This is a genomic window from Nitrobacter sp. (assembly GCF_051535215.1).
Classification (GTDB): domain Bacteria; phylum Pseudomonadota; class Alphaproteobacteria; order Rhizobiales; family Xanthobacteraceae; genus Nitrobacter.
Map to the genome: position 1 here is coordinate 120481 of NZ_JBPPLY010000002.1, position 16020 is coordinate 136500.

Genomic DNA, 16020 nt, shown 5'->3' on the forward strand with positions numbered 1-16020 from the left:
CTGCGCAGAGTTCATTAAGTTTTAGCAACGTTGCCGGCATTTTGATGCCGCGATGTGGCAGCCGCCTTGTTTTCGACACGGCGGTTCCATCATGTTCCACCCACCTTTCCCAACTTCCCAGCGGAGATCAACTTATGCGTTTCCCAAGACTCCTTGCCGTGGCCGCCGTGACGCTCGTGGCGTCCGTTGCCGGCGCCCATGCCCAACATCGTCAGGTTCAGGCCGGAATCCTCGAATGCGAGGGCGGCCAGAACGTAGGCTATGTGGTCGGCTCGACGACGGAATTGCAGTGCGTCTTCCGCAGCAATACCGGCGCGCCGCTTGAGCCCTATATCGCGCGGGTGCAGCGTTTCGGCCTCGACCTTGGCGTGACGGAGCAGACCGGGCTCGCCTGGGTGGTCAATGCACCGAGCCACAGGCTGGGTCCCGGCGCACTGGCCGGTCACTTCGGCGGGGTCGGCGCCAATGCCACGGTCGGCGTCGGCATCGGCGCCAACCTGCTGGTCGGCGGATCCGACAATTCGATTTCGCTGCAGCCGCTGAGCCTGCAGGGCCAGACCGGCCTCAGTGCCGTGGCCGGCGTCGTCGACGTCGATCTGCGCCCGGCGGATATGCGTGCGGCGCCTCGCTACAAGCGGCATCGGCATTCCCATCGCCGCCATCATCACCGGCATCACCATCGCCATCATCACTGATCGGATCGGACGACCGAAGAGGCCCGCGACAAGCGGGCCTCTTTTTTGTTTTTGATGTTCATGGCTGCAAGTTCGCGTCTGGCGAGAGGCGGGCCAGTGTGCGATAAAAATGCCCACGCCATAAGTGTGGCGGTCCATTTCTGCATCACCATGTCATCCGGAGTTTTCATGCGCGGTATTCCAGCTCTGACGGGCGCTGTGGCGGTGGTCGTCATTTCGATCGCGGGTGCTCTAGCGCAACAGCCCGCCGAGCGCGTCAAGGTCGGCGTTCTCGAATGCCGCGGCGCAGCCAGCGTGGGATTTATCGTCGGCTCGGTGACCAATCTCGGTTGCGTGTTTCACATGGAGGGCCTGCCCGAAGATCGCTATGTCGCGACGATCCGCAAGGTCGGCGTCGATCTCGGCATCACCCAGGAATCGGCGCTGGCCTGGGCCGTCTACGCGCCGGTGGCGCAGCTCGGTCCCGGTGATCTCTCCGGCGACTACGCCGGCGCGCAAGGCAGCGCTTCGATCGGCGTCGGACTTGGGGGCAACGTGCTGATCGGCGGCTCCGCCAACTCGATCGCCCTGCAACCGCTCAGCATACAGGGACAGGTCGGCCTCAACATTGCGGCCGGTCTCGCCGCGCTCGAATTGCGTCCGGGGCGTTGACAACTTTTGGTAAGTCCGGGTCGGCTCCCCCGCAGCGGTTGAACCGCTATTGTACGCCTCACTTTGCCGCACGAAGTTTTCCCGCTTGCCAAAACCGGAGCGCGGGAGGAGCATCATTGTGCCGACCCAATCATGGGCCGACTTCCAGATCAGGAGGCGGCAATGGGACCAGACCCCAGAGGTCCACGAGGCACCCCCCTAGGCACCCAAGCATCGGGCCCCCGGTGCGTTGCGCTGGTGGGCCCTTTCCAGAGCGGTAAAACCACACTTCTCGAAGCCATCCTTGCCCGAACGGGCGCAATACCCAAAGCAGGCAGCGTCGAGCAGGGCACCAGTGTCGGCGACGCCAGCGCCGAAGCACGCCAGCACAAGATGGGCGTCGGGCTGACCTCGGCCACCACCAGCTTCATGGGCGAAACCTATTCCTTTATCGACTGTCCGGGTTCGATCGAATTCGCGCACGACATGCGCGCGGCGATCCCCGCGGTCGATGCCGCCGTTGTGGTATGCGAGGCCGATGAGCGCAAGCTGCCGCAGTTGCAGATCATCCTGCGTGAACTGGAAGACCAGAACATTCCCCGATTTCTGTTTCTCAACAAGATCGACAAGGCGAACAAGCGAGTTCGCGAAACGCTGGCGACGTTGCAGCCGGCATCACGGACGCCGTTGGTGTTGCGGCAGATTCCGATCTGGAACGGCGACCTGATCGCCGGCTTCGTCGATCTCGCGCTGGAGCGCGCCTTCGTCTATCGCGAGCACATGGCCTCCGAAGTGGTCCAACTGGACGGAGGCGATCTCGACCGCGAAAAGGAAGCGCGGTTCTCGATGCTGGAGAAACTTGCCGATCACGATGACGCGCTGATGGAGCAATTGCTCGAGGATATCCCGCCGCCACGTGATGCTGTGTTCGACGATCTCGCGCGCGAATTGCGCGAAGGCCAGATCTGCCCGGTGCTGCTCGGTTCGGCTGCGCGGGAGAATGGCGTGTTGCGTCTGATGAAGGCGCTCCGGCACGAGGCTCCCGGCATCGGCGCGACCGCGAAGCGCATGGGGGTAGCCGACAGCAGGGAAGCACTGGCCTATGTATTCAAGACCGTGCACCTCCAGCACGGCGGCAAGCTGTCGCTGGCGCGGGTGCTGACGGGCCGTTTCGACGATGGCGCCGCGGTGCTGGCGTCGTCCGGCGAGGGCGGAAAAATCTCCGGCATTCTCGCCGCGACCGGCGCGCAGGAAACCAGGCGGGCATCGGCTGAAGCCGGCGAGATGAGCGCGTTCGGCAAGCTCGACGCCGTGAAGACCGGCGATACGCTGACGACCGCCAGGGTCGCGCCGCCTTCGCTGGTCAGCGTCGCGGCGGCCGCGCCGGTGCTGGCGATGGCGCTCGCAGCCGGAGACCGCAAGGACGATGTCAAGCTTGGGCAGGCTCTCGCCAAGCTCAACGAGGAAGATCCTTCGCTTGCCGTCGTTCACAATCCGCAGACCCACGATACCGTGCTGTGGGGGCAGGGCGAGATGCATCTGCGCGTCGCGCTGGAGCGACTGCACGATCGTTTCGGCGTCAACGTGAAATCGCATCCGCCCGCGATCGGCTATCAGGAGACCATCCGCAAATCCATGACCCAGCGCGGACGCCACAAGAAACAGTCCGGCGGACACGGCCAGTTCGGTGACGTGGTTCTGGAAATCACGCCGCTGCCGCGCGGTTCGGGCTTTGTCTTTGTCGACAAGATCGTCGGCGGCGCGGTGCCGCGCAACTATATCGGCGCGGTGGAGGAAGGTGTGGTGGACGGACTCTCGCGCGGTCCCCTCGGCTTTCCGGTGATCGACGTGCAGGTGACGCTGATCGACGGCTCCTATCACAGCGTCGACTCCTCGGATCAAGCCTTCCGCACCGCGGCGCGCATCGGCGTGACGGAAGCCCTGCCTCAATGCCAGCCGGTGCTGCTGGAGCCGATCCATGTCGTCGAGATCGTTTGTCCGAGCGAGGCGACGGCGAAGATCAACGCCATCCTGTCGGCGCGGCGCGGCCAGATTCTCGGTTTTGATACCCGTGAGGGCTGGACCGGCTGGGACTGTGTGCGCGCCATGATGCCGGAAGCCGAGATCGGCGATCTCATCGTCGAACTGCGGTCGGCGACGGCGGGAGCGGGGAGTTTTACCCGCGAGTTCGATCGCATGGCTGAAGTCAACGGCCGGGCCGCCGACCAGATCATTGCCGCGCGTCGGGTCGCCGCTTAGAGCCCTTGTTCTCGATCGATAGCTTGCGCGTATTCTGATCGGTCTCCGCTTCGCGCAATACGCGCCAACAGTCGGAGGGCTTGTGCGCCTGATCGTCGGGACCTCGGCTGGCTGCCTTGTTTTGTTAGTTACAATGATGTATTTTACATCATTGTAATCGTGTAAGACATCATTTATAATATCTCAAATATTGATATCGAGCGTTGATCACATCCTTTCAGGTGCGGGCAGCGCGCGCGCTTCTGGGCATTGACCAGAAGCGCTTCGCCGCGCTGGCGGGAATGTCCTTGCCGACCATCCAGTGGATGGAAGCGAGCGAGGGCAAACACGCGCCCAGCGACGATAGCGGGCGCGGCGTGCGCGGCTTGTACCTGAAAGAGCCGGGACCTCCGCGCCTTTCCGGCGGCTGAGACGGTCACCGAATCGCACTTTCCTGCGATCTGCGCGCGATGCGAGGACTATGTGTGGGATGAGCATTGCCGACGGACGACCCCACCCAATCCGCCAGCCGACCTTCGCAGAACTGTTCACGCCGAAACTCCTCACCGTGTTGCGCGAGGGTTACCGCGGCGCCGATTTCCGCGCTGATGTCGTCGCCGGACTCACGTTGGCGATCGTGGCGCTGCCGCTGTCGATGGCCATTGCCATCGCTTCCGGCGTCACGCCGGATCGCGGCCTGACCACCGCGATCGTAGGGGGATTTTTTGTCTCGCTGCTCGGTGGCAGCCGGTTTCAGGTCGGCGGTCCCGCCGGCGCGTTCATCGTGCTGGTGGCGCTGACGGTCGAGCGTCACGGCATCGACGGCGTCATCCTCGCGACATTGATGGCGGGCGTGTTGCTGATCGCCGCCGGCCTGATGCGGCTTGGCACCTACATCAAGTTCATTCCCTATCCGGTTACGGTGGGGTTCACCGCCGGCATCGGCGTCATCATCTTTGCCAGTCAGATCAAGGACCTTCTTGGAATCACGCTGGCGCAGGAGCCGAGCCAGCTTATTCCGAAGCTCGCGGCGCTGGCGCGGGCCGGCAACACCGTCAGCATGCCCGCGATCGCGGTCAGCGTTGTCGCCATCGTCATCATCGTGGGCTTGAAGAAACTGCGGCCGACCTGGCCCGGCATGTTGATCGCGATCGTGGTCGCCGCCGGTGCCGCATGGGCGCTGTCGTTGCCGGTGGAGACGATCGGCACGCGCTTCGGCGGAATTCCGCGCGAACTCCCGTGGCCGGTCTGGCCTGCATTCTCGCTCGACAAGATGCAGGCGGTGTTTCCTGACGCCGTGGCGTTCGCGCTGCTCGGATCGATCGAGTCGCTGTTGTCCGCGGTGGTGGCGGACGGCATGACCGGACGGCGGCATCGTTCGAATTGCGAATTGATGGCGCAGGGCATCGCCAATGTCGCTTCCGCCCTGTTCGGCGGCATCTGCGTTACCGGATTGATCGCGAGGACCGCAACCAACATCCGCGCCGGCGCTCGTGGTCCTGTCGCGGGGATGCTGCATTCGGCATTCCTGCTGCTGTTCATGCTGATCGCGGCGCCCCTTGCAAGTTATATTCCGCTTGCGGCGTTGGCTGCGGTGCTGGCGATTGTTGCCTGGAACATGGTCGAGAAGCGCGAATTCGTCACCCTGATCCGCGCATCGCGAGGTGACGCGGTCGTCCTGCTCGCCACCTTCCTGTTGACTATCTTCCGCGATCTCACCGAGGGCATTCTGGTCGGATTCGCGCTCGGTGCGGTGCTGTTCATCAACCGCATGGCGCAGACCATCGGCGTTGAAGCCGACATTCCGCTGGTGGCCGAGGACAAGGCCGACGACGCCAATGGCGATCGTCAGCCCTACGATGCCGCGCTGGTGGCTGATCCGGACGTCGTCATATACCGCATCACCGGGGCATTCTTCTTTGGTGCGGCGTCCGAGGTAGGGTCGGTGCTCGATGCGATCATGGAGCGACAAAAAGCATTCGTCGTGGATTTCGCTGCGGTTCCGTTCCTCGACTCCACCGCGGCGAACGCCATCAGCCGGATCGCCGCCAAGGCGGGGCGGCAGGGAATCCCGTTTTTCGTCACCGGCGCGTCGCCGGCGGTGCGCCGGGCGCTCCTGACCCACGGAGTGAGGCCACCGCGCGCGAAATTCCGGGAGACCATCGCGCGGGCCGTCGCCGACATCAAGACGTCCCGCCATGCGCTGCCCGTCGCTGCGAGGGAAGCGCAACCAGCGTCTTGAGCCGCGCAGGGCGAATTTGCGGTGTCCGCTGCGTCGCGCGATTGCGGTCCGTGGCATTGACAGCGGCCGCGCCTTGCATGATCTCATCCGATCGCGCCGCCCGATCGCCGGGCGCGCTTCGCGATGGGACCAGCCATGTCAGCCAAGAGTGAAGTCCCCGCCGCCTGCCTGATCGGATGGCCCGCGGCGCATTCGCGCTCACCGCTGATCCATCATTACTGGCTGCGCCTGTACGGGATCGATGGCGGCTACAGCATCGAAGCGATTCCGCCCGAAGGTTTCGCCGAATTCGTCATGAATCTCTCGAAGCACGGCTTCGTCGGCGCCAACGTCACGATCCCGCACAAGGAGCGGGCGCTTCAACTGACCGCACCCGACGCGCGCGCAACGGCGGTCGGCGCCGCCAACACGCTCTATTATGAAGGTGAGGCGTTGCGTTCCACCAATACCGACGTCGAGGGTTTCATCGGCAATCTGGATGTCGCCGCGCCGGGCTGGGATCGCACCGCGGATGCGCTGGTGCTTGGCGCCGGCGGATCGTCGCGTGCCGTGGTGTTCGGCCTGATCGAACGCGGCATCAAGCACATCCATCTCGCCAACCGCACAATGGAAAGAGCGCAGGCGCTTGCGGGTCAATTTGGCGGAACAGTCGTGCCGCTGGTCTGGAACAGGCTCGAGGATGTACTGCCGCGCGCCGGGCTGCTCGTGAATACAACCTCCCTCGGCATGGTGGGGCAGCCTCCGCTGAACATCGAACTGCCGCTGCTGCCATCTGACGCGGTGGTCGCCGACCTGGTCTACGTTCCGCTGGAAACGCCGCTGCTCGCGGCTGCGAAGGCCCGCGGCCTCAGAACCGCTGATGGTCTTGGAATGCTGCTGCATCAGGCGGTGCGCGGATTTGAACTGTGGTTCGGACGACGTCCGGCGGTGACGCCGGAATTGCGTGCCCTGGTCGAGGCCGATCTCTGCGCTCATTCGGCGACTTGAGTTTCGCGCCCAGATTTTTTAACCGTTCTAATCTGGCCACCAATCAACGCTCTTTGTCTTGACCCCCATGAAAGCATGATCCAGTTGGTAGAGTGTCATCCTGAAGCGACCATTATGTCCGATCTTGAAACCAGCATCCCTGACGCCGCGGAGACCACTCCGCTGGGCCTTGCACAACGCGGCTTTAGCGGCCGGGTCAGTGCGATCATGGTCGACGGCGATCACCTTGGGGTGTCGGCATTGGAGATCGAGCGGCGCCTTCTCGAACTCGGAATCGTCGAAGGCGCGTCGGTGCAGATCCTGCATGAGGGGCCGATCGGCCGGGACCCGATCGCGATCCGCGTTAACGGCACGACGATCGCGCTGCGGCGGCGCGAAGCCATGGCGATCATGGTTGGCGTTCACGACCGGGCGGCGAAAACCACAGCATGAGCGCCATCGATGTGAATGACTGGCGCATCGCCCTGGTCGGGACACCGAACAGCGGCAAGACCGCCTTGTTCAACGCCCTCACGGGGAGCCGCCAGAAGGTGGCCAACTACGCCGGCGTCACGGTGGAGCGGAAGTCCGGGTTTTTGAAAACCGCATCCGGCCACCGGGTCAACCTGATCGACCTGCCGGGGACCTATTCATTGCGGGGCCGCAGCCCCGACGAGGACATCACCCGCGACGTCATTCTCGGTAAGCTTGCAAGCGAAAGCCCGCCCGACTTCCTGCTCTGCGTCGCCGACGCCACCAATCTTCGCGTGGCGTTGCGCCTCGTGATCGAATTGAAGCGCGTACACCGCCCGATGCTGCTGGTGCTGAACATGATCGACATCGCGCGGCGGCGCGGCGTCGACATTCATCTCGACAAGCTCTCCGCCGAACTCGGCGTGCCGGTGGTAACGTCGACCGCCGTGCGGCGCGGCGGCATCGACGATCTGCTTCGACATATCGACGACATCGTCGGCAAGCCGGCCGGCGCCATCGCCGCGAGCGACTGGACGACGCCGGCCGTGTCCGACCTTCGCGCGGCGCAGCGTGAAGCCGATCGCGTGATCCGCGCCTCCGTGAGCGAGCCCGCAAAGCCCGATACGTGGACCACGCGTGTGGACTCGGTGCTGCTGCATCCGGTGTGGGGCATGGCTGCGCTGCTGCTGCTCCTGTTCGTGATGTTCCAGGCGGTGTTTGCCTGGGCGGAACCGGCGATGGAACTCATCACGCAAGGTTTCGATGCGCTCGGGACGTTCTCTGCGACCGTGCTGCCGGAGGGATTGCTGCAGAGCTTCGTCCAGAATGGTGTGATCTCCGGCGTCGGCAGCGTCCTCGTGTTCCTGCCGCAGATCCTCATTTTGTTTCTTTTCATTCTGCTGCTTGAAGATCTCGGCTACATGGCGCGCGCGGCCTTCCTGATGGATCGCATCATGGGCGGCGCCGGATTGCACGGCCGCGCCTTCATCCCGCTGTTGTCGAGTTTCGCCTGCGCGATTCCGGGCATCATGGCCACGCGGGTGATCGATAACAAGCGCGACCGGCTGACCACCATCATGGTCGCGCCGCTGATGACCTGTTCGGCACGCATCCCTGTCTATACGTTGATCATCGCCGCCTTCATACCGAACCGGCCGGTGTTGGGCGTTCTTGGATTGCAGGGGCTCGTGATGTTCGGGCTCTATGCGATGGGAATCTTCAGCGCGCTCGCGGTGTCGTTCGTGGCCAACCGCTTTTTCTGGCGTGACAGCGCGACGCCGCCCTTCATGCTGGAACTGCCGGATTACAAGCTGCCGCAATTGCGTAGCGTGCTGATGAATCTCTACCAGCGCGCGATGGCGTTTCTGAAACGCGCCGGCACCACGATCTTTTCCATGATGGTCCTGATCTGGTTTCTGGCGTCGTTTCCGCGTCCGCCGGCGGGCGCCACCGAGCCCGCGATCGATTTCAGCCTTGCGGCCATGATCGGGCGCTGGATCGAACCGCTGCTCGCGCCGATCGGCTTCAACTGGCAGATCAGCGTCGCGCTGATTCCCGGCATGGCCGCGCGCGAGGTGGCGGTGGCCTCGCTCGGCACCGTCTATGCGATCGAGGGCGGCAAGGAGGCCACGGAGCAGGTCGGCCACATGCTCGCTTCGCAATGGAGTCTCGCGACCGCGCTGGCGTTCCTGGCCTGGTATGTCTTCGCGCCGCAATGCGCCTCGACGCTGGCCGTCATCAAGCGCGAGACCGGTGGCTGGCGCTGGATGCTCATCACGTTCTTTTACATGCTGGCGCTGGCCTATCTCGCTGCCTTCGTCACCTATCGCATCGCGCTGGCGCTGGGCTGGGGCTGAGCGCCGATCCGGCGCGCGGTTTCACGCGCGGCGGTTGCCCGGCTGGAAAGAAAGGCCGCGTCGGCTTTTCAGGCGTTCATGCCGCGAGCACGCGGCGGTCGATGTCGGCGATCGTATTGACGCCGCACAGGCCCATGGTCACGCTGAGTTCTTTGGCGATGATGTCGAGTGCCTTGGTCACGCCTGGACCGCCGAACGCGCCGAGACCGTAGACGTAGGCGCGTCCGATCATGCAGGATCTTGCGCCGAGCGCGAGCGCACGCATCACGTCCTGGCCCGAGCGGATGCCGCCGTCGAACATGATTTCCACTTTCGATCCGACCGCATCGACGATCCTCGGCAGTATTTCGATCGAGGATTGCGCGCTGTCGAGTTGACGGCCGCCATGGTTGGAGACCACAAGCGCTTGTGCGCCGGTCTTTGCCGCTTTCTTCGCATCCTCGATGTCGAGAATGCCCTTGAGGATGAGCTTGCCGGGCCAGATGCCGCGGATCCATTCGACATCCTTCCAGTTCAACGCTGGGTCGAACTGTCCGGCGACCCAGCCCGCCACCGATCCGAGATCGTCAACGTTTTTGACGTGACCTGCGATGTTGCCGAAATTCCGGCGTTTCGCGCGCAGCGTGCCGATCAGCCATGACGGCTTGCGCATGAAGTCGAGCAGGTTGGAAAGGCTGAACAGTTGCGGCGGCACCGACAGGCCGTTCTTGATGTCCTGATGACGCTGGCCCAGCACCTGCAAATCCACTGTCAGCACCAGCGCGCTGCATTTCGCCGCCACGGCGCGCTGGATCAGTTCCCTGACGAAGCCGCGATCCTTCATGACGTAGAGCTGAAACCAGAACGGCTTGTCGACGCTTTCCGCCACGTCTTCGATCGAGTTGATGGACATCGTGCTCAGCGTATACGGAATGCCGGCGGCTTGTGCGGCGCGGCAGGCATGGATTTCGCCATCGCCGTATTGCATTCCGGTCGAACCCACCGGCGCCAGGATGAGCGGCAGGCTTGCGTTTTCGCCGAGGATATTGGTCGCGAGATCGCGCCTGGAGATGTCGACCAGGATTCGCTGACGAAACTTGATCGCCTGAAGGTCGTCGCGATTGGCGCGATACGTCTGTTGGGAATATGAGCCGCAATCGACATAGTCGAAGAATGCCTTCGGAACGCGGCGGCGGTGGACCTCGCGCAGATCTTCGATACAGGTGATCCGATCCATCGGCATGTCTGGCTGTTCCTGTCGTCGTTCGTCTGGATCCGGAATCTCCGTAGGATGGTCAGATTCCGCGCCGGGGAGAGAGGAACGGAACCCGGCGACGGCCGTTACATCCGTTCTCCAGGAGAAGGCCATGATGAGCGCTCACGCTGAGAAGGACGACCGAAAGAAAAGGCCGAAGACCAAGAAGGAGGAACTGGACGAGGAACTCGATCGCGGCTTAAGAGAATCGTTTCCCGGCTCCGACCCGGTGAGCGTGACCCAACCGGCGCCCGCAAAGCCGATGAAGGACAGGCCGGCAAGCCGTCACGGGAATCGCGGGGAGGGCGGCTGAACTCGCTCGAAACAGGGATGAATGGGTCTTTTCCAGGGGAATCCGTCATTTTTGTCGCCATATTCCGGTAACGATTCATTATATTTCTTGAAGTCGTTTTAGCTATCTGGGCGTTATAAGCGGCTTTGCGCTATGCTTGTAGTTCAACGATTCGGCGGACCAGCTTCAAGGCGGCGTGCAATTTGAGAGCGTCGTGGGGGGTAGGATGAGCCGCAAGTATTTTGGAACCGACGGCATTCGCGGCCGCGCCAATGGCCTGATCACTCCGGAACTCGCGATGAAGGTGGGGCAGGCGGCCGGGCTGGTGTTCCAGCGCGGCGAGTACCGTCACCGCGTCGTGATCGGAAAAGACACCCGGCTTTCCGGCTACATGATCGAGTATGCGCTGGTTGCGGGCTTCACCTCGGTCGGTATGGATGTACTGCTGCTCGGCCCGATGCCGACCCCCGCCGTCGCCATGCTGACCAAGTCGATGCGCGCCGACCTCGGCGTCATGATTTCCGCCTCCCACAACCTGTTCGAGGATAACGGGATCAAGATGTTCGGGCCTCGGGGCTTCAAGCTGTCGGACGAGGTCGAAAAGAAGATCGAACAGTTGCTCGATGAAAACCTCGACAGGAAACTGGCGGGGAGCGCAAGTCTCGGCCGGGCTCGCCGCATCGACGGCGTGCATGATCGCTATATCGAATTTGCCAAACGCACGCTGCCCCGCGAGCTCAGTCTCGACGGCTTGCGGGTGGTGATCGATTGCGCCAACGGCGCCGCCTACAAGGTGGTGCCTGAGGCGTTGTGGGAACTGGGCGCCGACGTCATTCCGATCGGCGTCGACCCCGACGGCTTCAACATCAACAAGGAATGCGGCTCGACCGCGCCGGAAGCGCTGTGCCGCAAGGTCCGTGAGATGCGCGGCGACATCGGCATCGCACTCGACGGCGACGCCGACCGTGTCATCATTGTCGACGAGCGCGGCCACGTGGTCGACGGCGATCAGCTTCTCGCCGTGATCGCGCAAAGCTGGAAGGAAGACGGCCGGCTGACCGGGCCAGGTATCGTCGCCACCGTGATGTCGAATTTGGGTCTTGAGCGTTTCCTTGAAGGGCATGAACTGTCGCTGGTGCGGACGCCGGTAGGCGATCGCTATGTGCTCGAGCAGATGCTGAAGCATGGCTACAATCTGGGCGGCGAGCAATCCGGTCACATTATCCTGTCGGATTACGCGACCACTGGTGACGGCTTCGTGTCCGCGCTTCAGGTGCTCGCCGTGGTGCAGAAGCTTGGCCGTCCGGTCTCGGAGGTCTGTCACAGGTTCGAGCCGCTGCCGCAGATCCTGAAGAATTTTCGTTATCGCAGCGGCAAGCCGTTGGATCGGGCCGAGGTCAAGTCGGCGATCACCGCGGGCGAGAAGCGTCTCAACGGCCATGGCCGCCTGCTGGTTCGTTCTTCCGGAACTGAACCGGTCATCCGCGTGATGGGCGAGGGCGACGACCGTGTTCTGGTCGAAGAGGTCGTTGACACCATCGTTTCGGCACTGGGCGGCCCGGCCGCGGCGTGAATCCGTCGATAGTCTGATTGCGGTTCCGTCCCGCGACACTTGCGGGTGCATCCCTGCTATTATTTATTGTTGCTGGTCGATGGGGCGTCTCGCGTCGTAACAGGCGGCGCTCGTAACAATCCGGAAACTGTCGTGGACAAGCCTGTCATCGCCTCTGAGGAAACGCTGGTCGCGCCAGTCGTGGTTCCTGCGGCTGCCGAAAAAGTAACTGTTGGCCCTGCCTATCTCGTCCTCGGCGGCATCAGCTTCTCGCATTTTCTCAACGACACGATGCAGTCGCTGATTCCCTCAGTCTATCCGATCCTGAAGGAGAACTACGCGCTCGACTTCGCGCAGATCGGCATGATCACGCTGGCATTCCAGGTGACCGCGTCCCTGCTTCAGCCTGTAGTCGGGTATGTCACCGACAGGAAGGCGCAGCCGTTCTCGCTCGCCATCGGCATGGGTTCTACTTTCGTCGGGTTACTGTTGCTGAGCGTGGCGCATGTCTACGGAATGATCCTGATCTCCGCCGGGCTTATCGGTCTGGGATCGGCGGTGTTCCATCCGGAGTCCGCGCGCATCGCGCGAATGGCGTCGGGCGGCCGCTACGGATTTGCGCAGTCGGTTTTTCAGGTCGGCGGGAATTTCGGCTCCGCGATGGGACCGGTGCTGGCAGCGCTGATCATCGTGCCGTTCGGGCAGCCGAGCATCGCGTGGTTTTCATCGATCGCCTTCGTCGCGATCGTTCTGCTGTTTCAGATAGGCCGCTGGTATAAGCCGCGGATTGCGCCGCGTCGCAGCGCCTTGCAAGCCCGCTCACCGGAGGCGCCGACGGCCGCACGCACCGCGATCGCGCTGGCCATCCTGATCGTGCTGGTGTTCTCGAAATTCATCTACATGTCGAGTCTCACGAGCTACTACACCTTCTATCTGATCGAGAAGTTTCACGTCTCGACGCAGACCTCGCAGTTGCTGCTGTTCGTGTTTCTCGCCGCGGTGGCTGTCGGCGTCTATTTCGGCGGCCCGCTCGGCGATCGCTTCGGACGGCGCTATGTGATCTGGTTGTCGATCCTCGGGGTTCTGCCGTTCACGCTGTTGCTGCCGTTTGCAAATCTTCCCGGCACCGTGGCATTGACCGTGATCATCGGCCTCATCATCTCATCGGCGATGCCGGCGATCATCGTGTTCGCACAGGAACTGATGCCGCACCGGTTCGGCATGATCTCGGGAATGTTCTTCGGTTTCGCGTTCGGAGCTGCGGGTATAGGCGCGGCGATCCTCGGCGAGGTGGCGGATGCGAAGGGGATCGAGTTCGTCTATCAAACCTGCGCATTCCTGCCTGCGATAGGCCTGCTTGCGATGTTCCTGCCGAAGATGCCGAAAATCCCTCACGGGTGATTTTCGCCAGCCGGCTTTTTGTCAACGAACTGTTAGCAGGTGTGGCAGCGCCGCGGCGATTTGCGCCGCGGATTTTTTCGAGCGTGAAATGCTCACCGAATATCAACCTTAAAAATTAGGGTTAAGCGGCGCTTAAGCATTTGGTGTCATCGTCCGTCCGATTTCGGGAGTGGGGCCTTCGCCGCCTCACCGGATAAAGGGACGAAGCTGATGCGTAGAGTTAGATTTCTCCTTGCCGCTGGAGCGGCATCACTGTTGTCATCGGCCGCCTTCGCCGCCGACATGCCTCTCGCGCCCCCGCCCTATGCCCCGCCGCCGGCCGCGGATTTCGGCGGCTGGTATCTGCGGGGCGATATCGGTATGAGCAGCCAGAGCGTCAAGAAGCTCGACAACGCTCTCTACAGTACGTTGACGTCGCTCAACCAGCGCACCGGATTCGACAGCGCAGGCATCTACGGTATCGGCGTTGGCTATCAGTTCAACAACTGGCTCCGCGGCGACATCACCGGTGAATACCGTGGCAAGTCGAACTTCCACGGACTAGACATCATCACCTTCGACAACGGCGGTGCGCCGGGCTTCGGCTCCGATACCTACACGGGCAGCAAGTCGGAATGGCTGGTCCTCGCCAACGGCTATGTCGATCTAGGCACTTGGTATTGCGTCACCCCGTTCATCGGCGCCGGCGTCGGCATGTCGCGCAATACGATCTCCAATTTTGTGGATCAGGGCGTTGGCTCGCTGCCGGGCGGAGGTATCGGACCGAGCCTAGCTTATGGTGACAATGCATCGAAGTGGAATTTCGCCTGGGCGCTTCATGCTGGCCTCGCTTACAAGGTCACTAACAACCTGACGCTCGAGATGTCGTATCGCTACGTCAATCTCGGTAACGGAGTTACCGGCGATCTTCGGACTTTCGACGGAACGAACAACGTCTATAATCCGATGCAATTCCACGACATCACGTCACAGGACGTGAGGTTCGGTATGCGCTGGGATCTCGACAGCCCGCCGGTCTATGCGCCGCCGCCGTTGATCACCAAGGGCTGAGACTACTCTCCTTTAACACTTCTTAACGGCGCGGATGTTTCCGCGCCGTTTTGTTTGCGGGATGTGCGATCGACCACGCCTCAAATATGCATCGACCGCGTCGCGCGACAACGATTGATTAAGGTTAACAGGCGATGATTGCATCAAACCAAGCGGCGGTGATGGAGTTTGCAATGCGTCGATTTCTAGTGGCGGCAGTCATCTTTGGGGCAGCGCAGTGCGCACATGCCGCCGACATGCCCGATCTCCCGGCTCTGCGCGGTTCGCTGCCCGAAGGTCTCAGCACGGTGCGGACGGTGTGGCAGGGCTATTACATCGGCGGGCAGGCGGGGTACGGATCTGCCGACATGGATTTCAGTCGCGCCAATTCCGGGCAGACCGCGCGGCTCCTCGAGAACACCGTGATCCAGAACGGCATGCAGGTGTCACAGTGGCCGATCGGTATCGGTAAGTCGTCGCAACAAAATGATGCCTTCGGCGGTTTCGTGGGTTACAACAGCCAATGGGATGATGTCATCATCGGCGTCGAAGCCAGCTACATGCATGGCAGGTTTTTCGGCAGTCAGTCTGCCACGGTTAGTCGTGTCTCCGGTGCTGTTCTTAGTGACAATAATTTCCACGCCGTCGACGTGACGTCGACGGCGTCGCAGGAAATCACCGACATGGGGACGTTGCGGGCCAGAGCGGGTTACATCGTGGGCAGCTTCCTGCCTTATATGTTCGGCGGTGTCGCGCTGGGCAATGCCGACATCGTCCGCGCGGTGACCATTACGGACTCGTGGGGGCCGACGCAGGCCGCTGCGGTTGCACCAGGCGCTGCGAGTGCAACGCTCACCGCTGACACCACGCAACATAATCATCTGCTTGTCGGCTATAGCGCCGGTGTCGGGGTCGACGTAGCGCTGGTGGCTGGGTTGTTCCTGCGAGCGGAATGGGAATATGCACGGTTCACAGGCGTGGTCGACACCAGCATCAACACGGTGCGCGCGGGCGTTGGCTACAAGTTCTGATTGCGCCGGGGTGAGGGCGCTTCGATCTCGCCTTCGAAGCCACGCCTACGCTCGTTGATAGCGAGCGCGTAAGCGGTACGTTCCGTCCCGGCGTGTTCCCGCACTCCTGGATTGGGAGCCTGTTTTTGCGGCAGGGGAACCGGAACGGCGGTGAATGCCGCCCGTTGATTCCATCCATAGAGATGGAGCAACGCATGCAATCCCGACTGACTTTCTCCGCGGTTGTCGCTGCAACCGTCATCAGTTTGCTTGCATTGAGCGCGTATGGCGCGGGTATTGGTGGCCCGGGCGCGACCGGAGGCGTATCCTCAGGCATGCCGAGCGCGGGCTCGGTGAATACTCAGAACTCAGGTTCGGCCGGTATTCAGCCCGCACCGGGC

Annotated in this window: 14 protein-coding genes; 13 read left to right on the forward strand and 1 reads right to left on the reverse strand. The window is 62.5% G+C overall.

Annotated elements, in window-relative coordinates; all coding sequences use genetic code 11:
- The first annotated feature begins 134 nt into the window (after window positions 1–134).
- The 8 genes from ACS3WB_RS03210 (at window position 135) to feoB (ending at window position 9101) form a co-directional block, all read left to right on the forward strand.
- Window positions 135–695 (forward strand): DUF992 domain-containing protein, encoded by a 561-nt coding sequence (locus tag ACS3WB_RS03210; RefSeq protein WP_438274127.1) that lies wholly within the window; start codon window positions 135–137, stop codon window positions 693–695.
- A gap of 168 nt (window positions 696–863) precedes the next feature.
- Window positions 864–1346 (forward strand): DUF992 domain-containing protein, encoded by a 483-nt coding sequence (locus ACS3WB_RS03215; protein ID WP_438274128.1) that lies wholly within the window; start codon window positions 864–866, stop codon window positions 1344–1346.
- Between the two features lie 162 nt (window positions 1347–1508).
- Window positions 1509–3584 (forward strand): elongation factor G, encoded by a 2076-nt coding sequence (locus ACS3WB_RS03220; RefSeq protein ID WP_438274129.1) that lies wholly within the window; start codon window positions 1509–1511, stop codon window positions 3582–3584.
- 203 nt (window positions 3585–3787) lie between these two features.
- A complete protein-coding gene (locus ACS3WB_RS03225) occupies window positions 3788–3994 on the forward strand; it encodes a helix-turn-helix domain-containing protein (RefSeq protein WP_438274130.1) in 207 nt (68 codons plus the stop codon).
- Window positions 3995–4053: 59 nt separating this feature from the next.
- Window positions 4054–5805: a SulP family inorganic anion transporter gene (locus tag ACS3WB_RS03230; protein WP_438274131.1), complete on the forward strand. Its 1752-nt coding sequence runs from the start codon at window positions 4054–4056 to the stop codon at window positions 5803–5805.
- A gap of 135 nt (window positions 5806–5940) precedes the next feature.
- Window positions 5941–6792 carry a shikimate dehydrogenase gene (locus tag ACS3WB_RS03235; RefSeq protein ID WP_438274132.1) on the forward strand — a complete coding sequence of 284 codons (852 nt, stop codon included), beginning with the start codon at window positions 5941–5943 and terminating at the stop codon, window positions 6790–6792.
- A 114-nt stretch (window positions 6793–6906) separates the two neighbouring features.
- A complete protein-coding gene (locus tag ACS3WB_RS03240) occupies window positions 6907–7224 on the forward strand; it encodes a FeoA family protein (protein ID WP_438274133.1) in 318 nt (105 codons plus the stop codon).
- Window positions 7221–9101: a ferrous iron transporter B gene (feoB, locus tag ACS3WB_RS03245; RefSeq protein ID WP_438274134.1), complete on the forward strand. Its 1881-nt coding sequence runs from the start codon at window positions 7221–7223 to the stop codon at window positions 9099–9101. Before ACS3WB_RS03240 ends, feoB begins: the two co-directional genes overlap by 4 nt.
- A gap of 76 nt (window positions 9102–9177) precedes the next feature.
- On the opposite strand, the gene ACS3WB_RS03250 is transcribed toward feoB, so the two are convergent.
- Window positions 9178–10317: an alpha-hydroxy acid oxidase gene (locus ACS3WB_RS03250; protein WP_438274360.1), complete on the reverse strand. Its 1140-nt coding sequence runs from the start codon at window positions 10315–10317 to the stop codon at window positions 9178–9180.
- 133 nt (window positions 10318–10450) lie between these two features.
- Here ACS3WB_RS03250 and ACS3WB_RS03255 point away from each other — a divergent pair, with 133 nt between their 5' ends.
- The 5 genes from ACS3WB_RS03255 to ACS3WB_RS03275 all read left to right on the forward strand — a co-directional run bounded on the left by ACS3WB_RS03255 (window position 10451) and on the right by ACS3WB_RS03275 (window position 15640).
- Window positions 10451–10648, forward strand: coding sequence for a hypothetical protein (locus ACS3WB_RS03255; RefSeq protein ID WP_438274135.1), 198 nt, complete (start codon window positions 10451–10453; stop codon window positions 10646–10648).
- A gap of 205 nt (window positions 10649–10853) precedes the next feature.
- On the forward strand, window positions 10854–12200 hold the full coding sequence (gene glmM, locus ACS3WB_RS03260; protein ID WP_438274136.1) for a phosphoglucosamine mutase: 1347 nt from the start codon (window positions 10854–10856) through the stop codon (window positions 12198–12200).
- Between the two features lie 132 nt (window positions 12201–12332).
- Window positions 12333–13580 (forward strand): MFS transporter, encoded by a 1248-nt coding sequence (locus ACS3WB_RS03265; RefSeq protein WP_438274137.1) that lies wholly within the window; start codon window positions 12333–12335, stop codon window positions 13578–13580.
- A gap of 210 nt (window positions 13581–13790) precedes the next feature.
- Entirely contained in the window at window positions 13791–14630 is an 840-nt protein-coding gene (locus ACS3WB_RS03270; protein WP_438274138.1) for an outer membrane protein, read from the forward strand.
- Between the two features lie 173 nt (window positions 14631–14803).
- Window positions 14804–15640: an outer membrane protein gene (locus ACS3WB_RS03275; RefSeq protein ID WP_438274139.1), complete on the forward strand. Its 837-nt coding sequence runs from the start codon at window positions 14804–14806 to the stop codon at window positions 15638–15640.
- The last annotated feature ends 380 nt before the right edge of the window (window positions 15641–16020 follow it).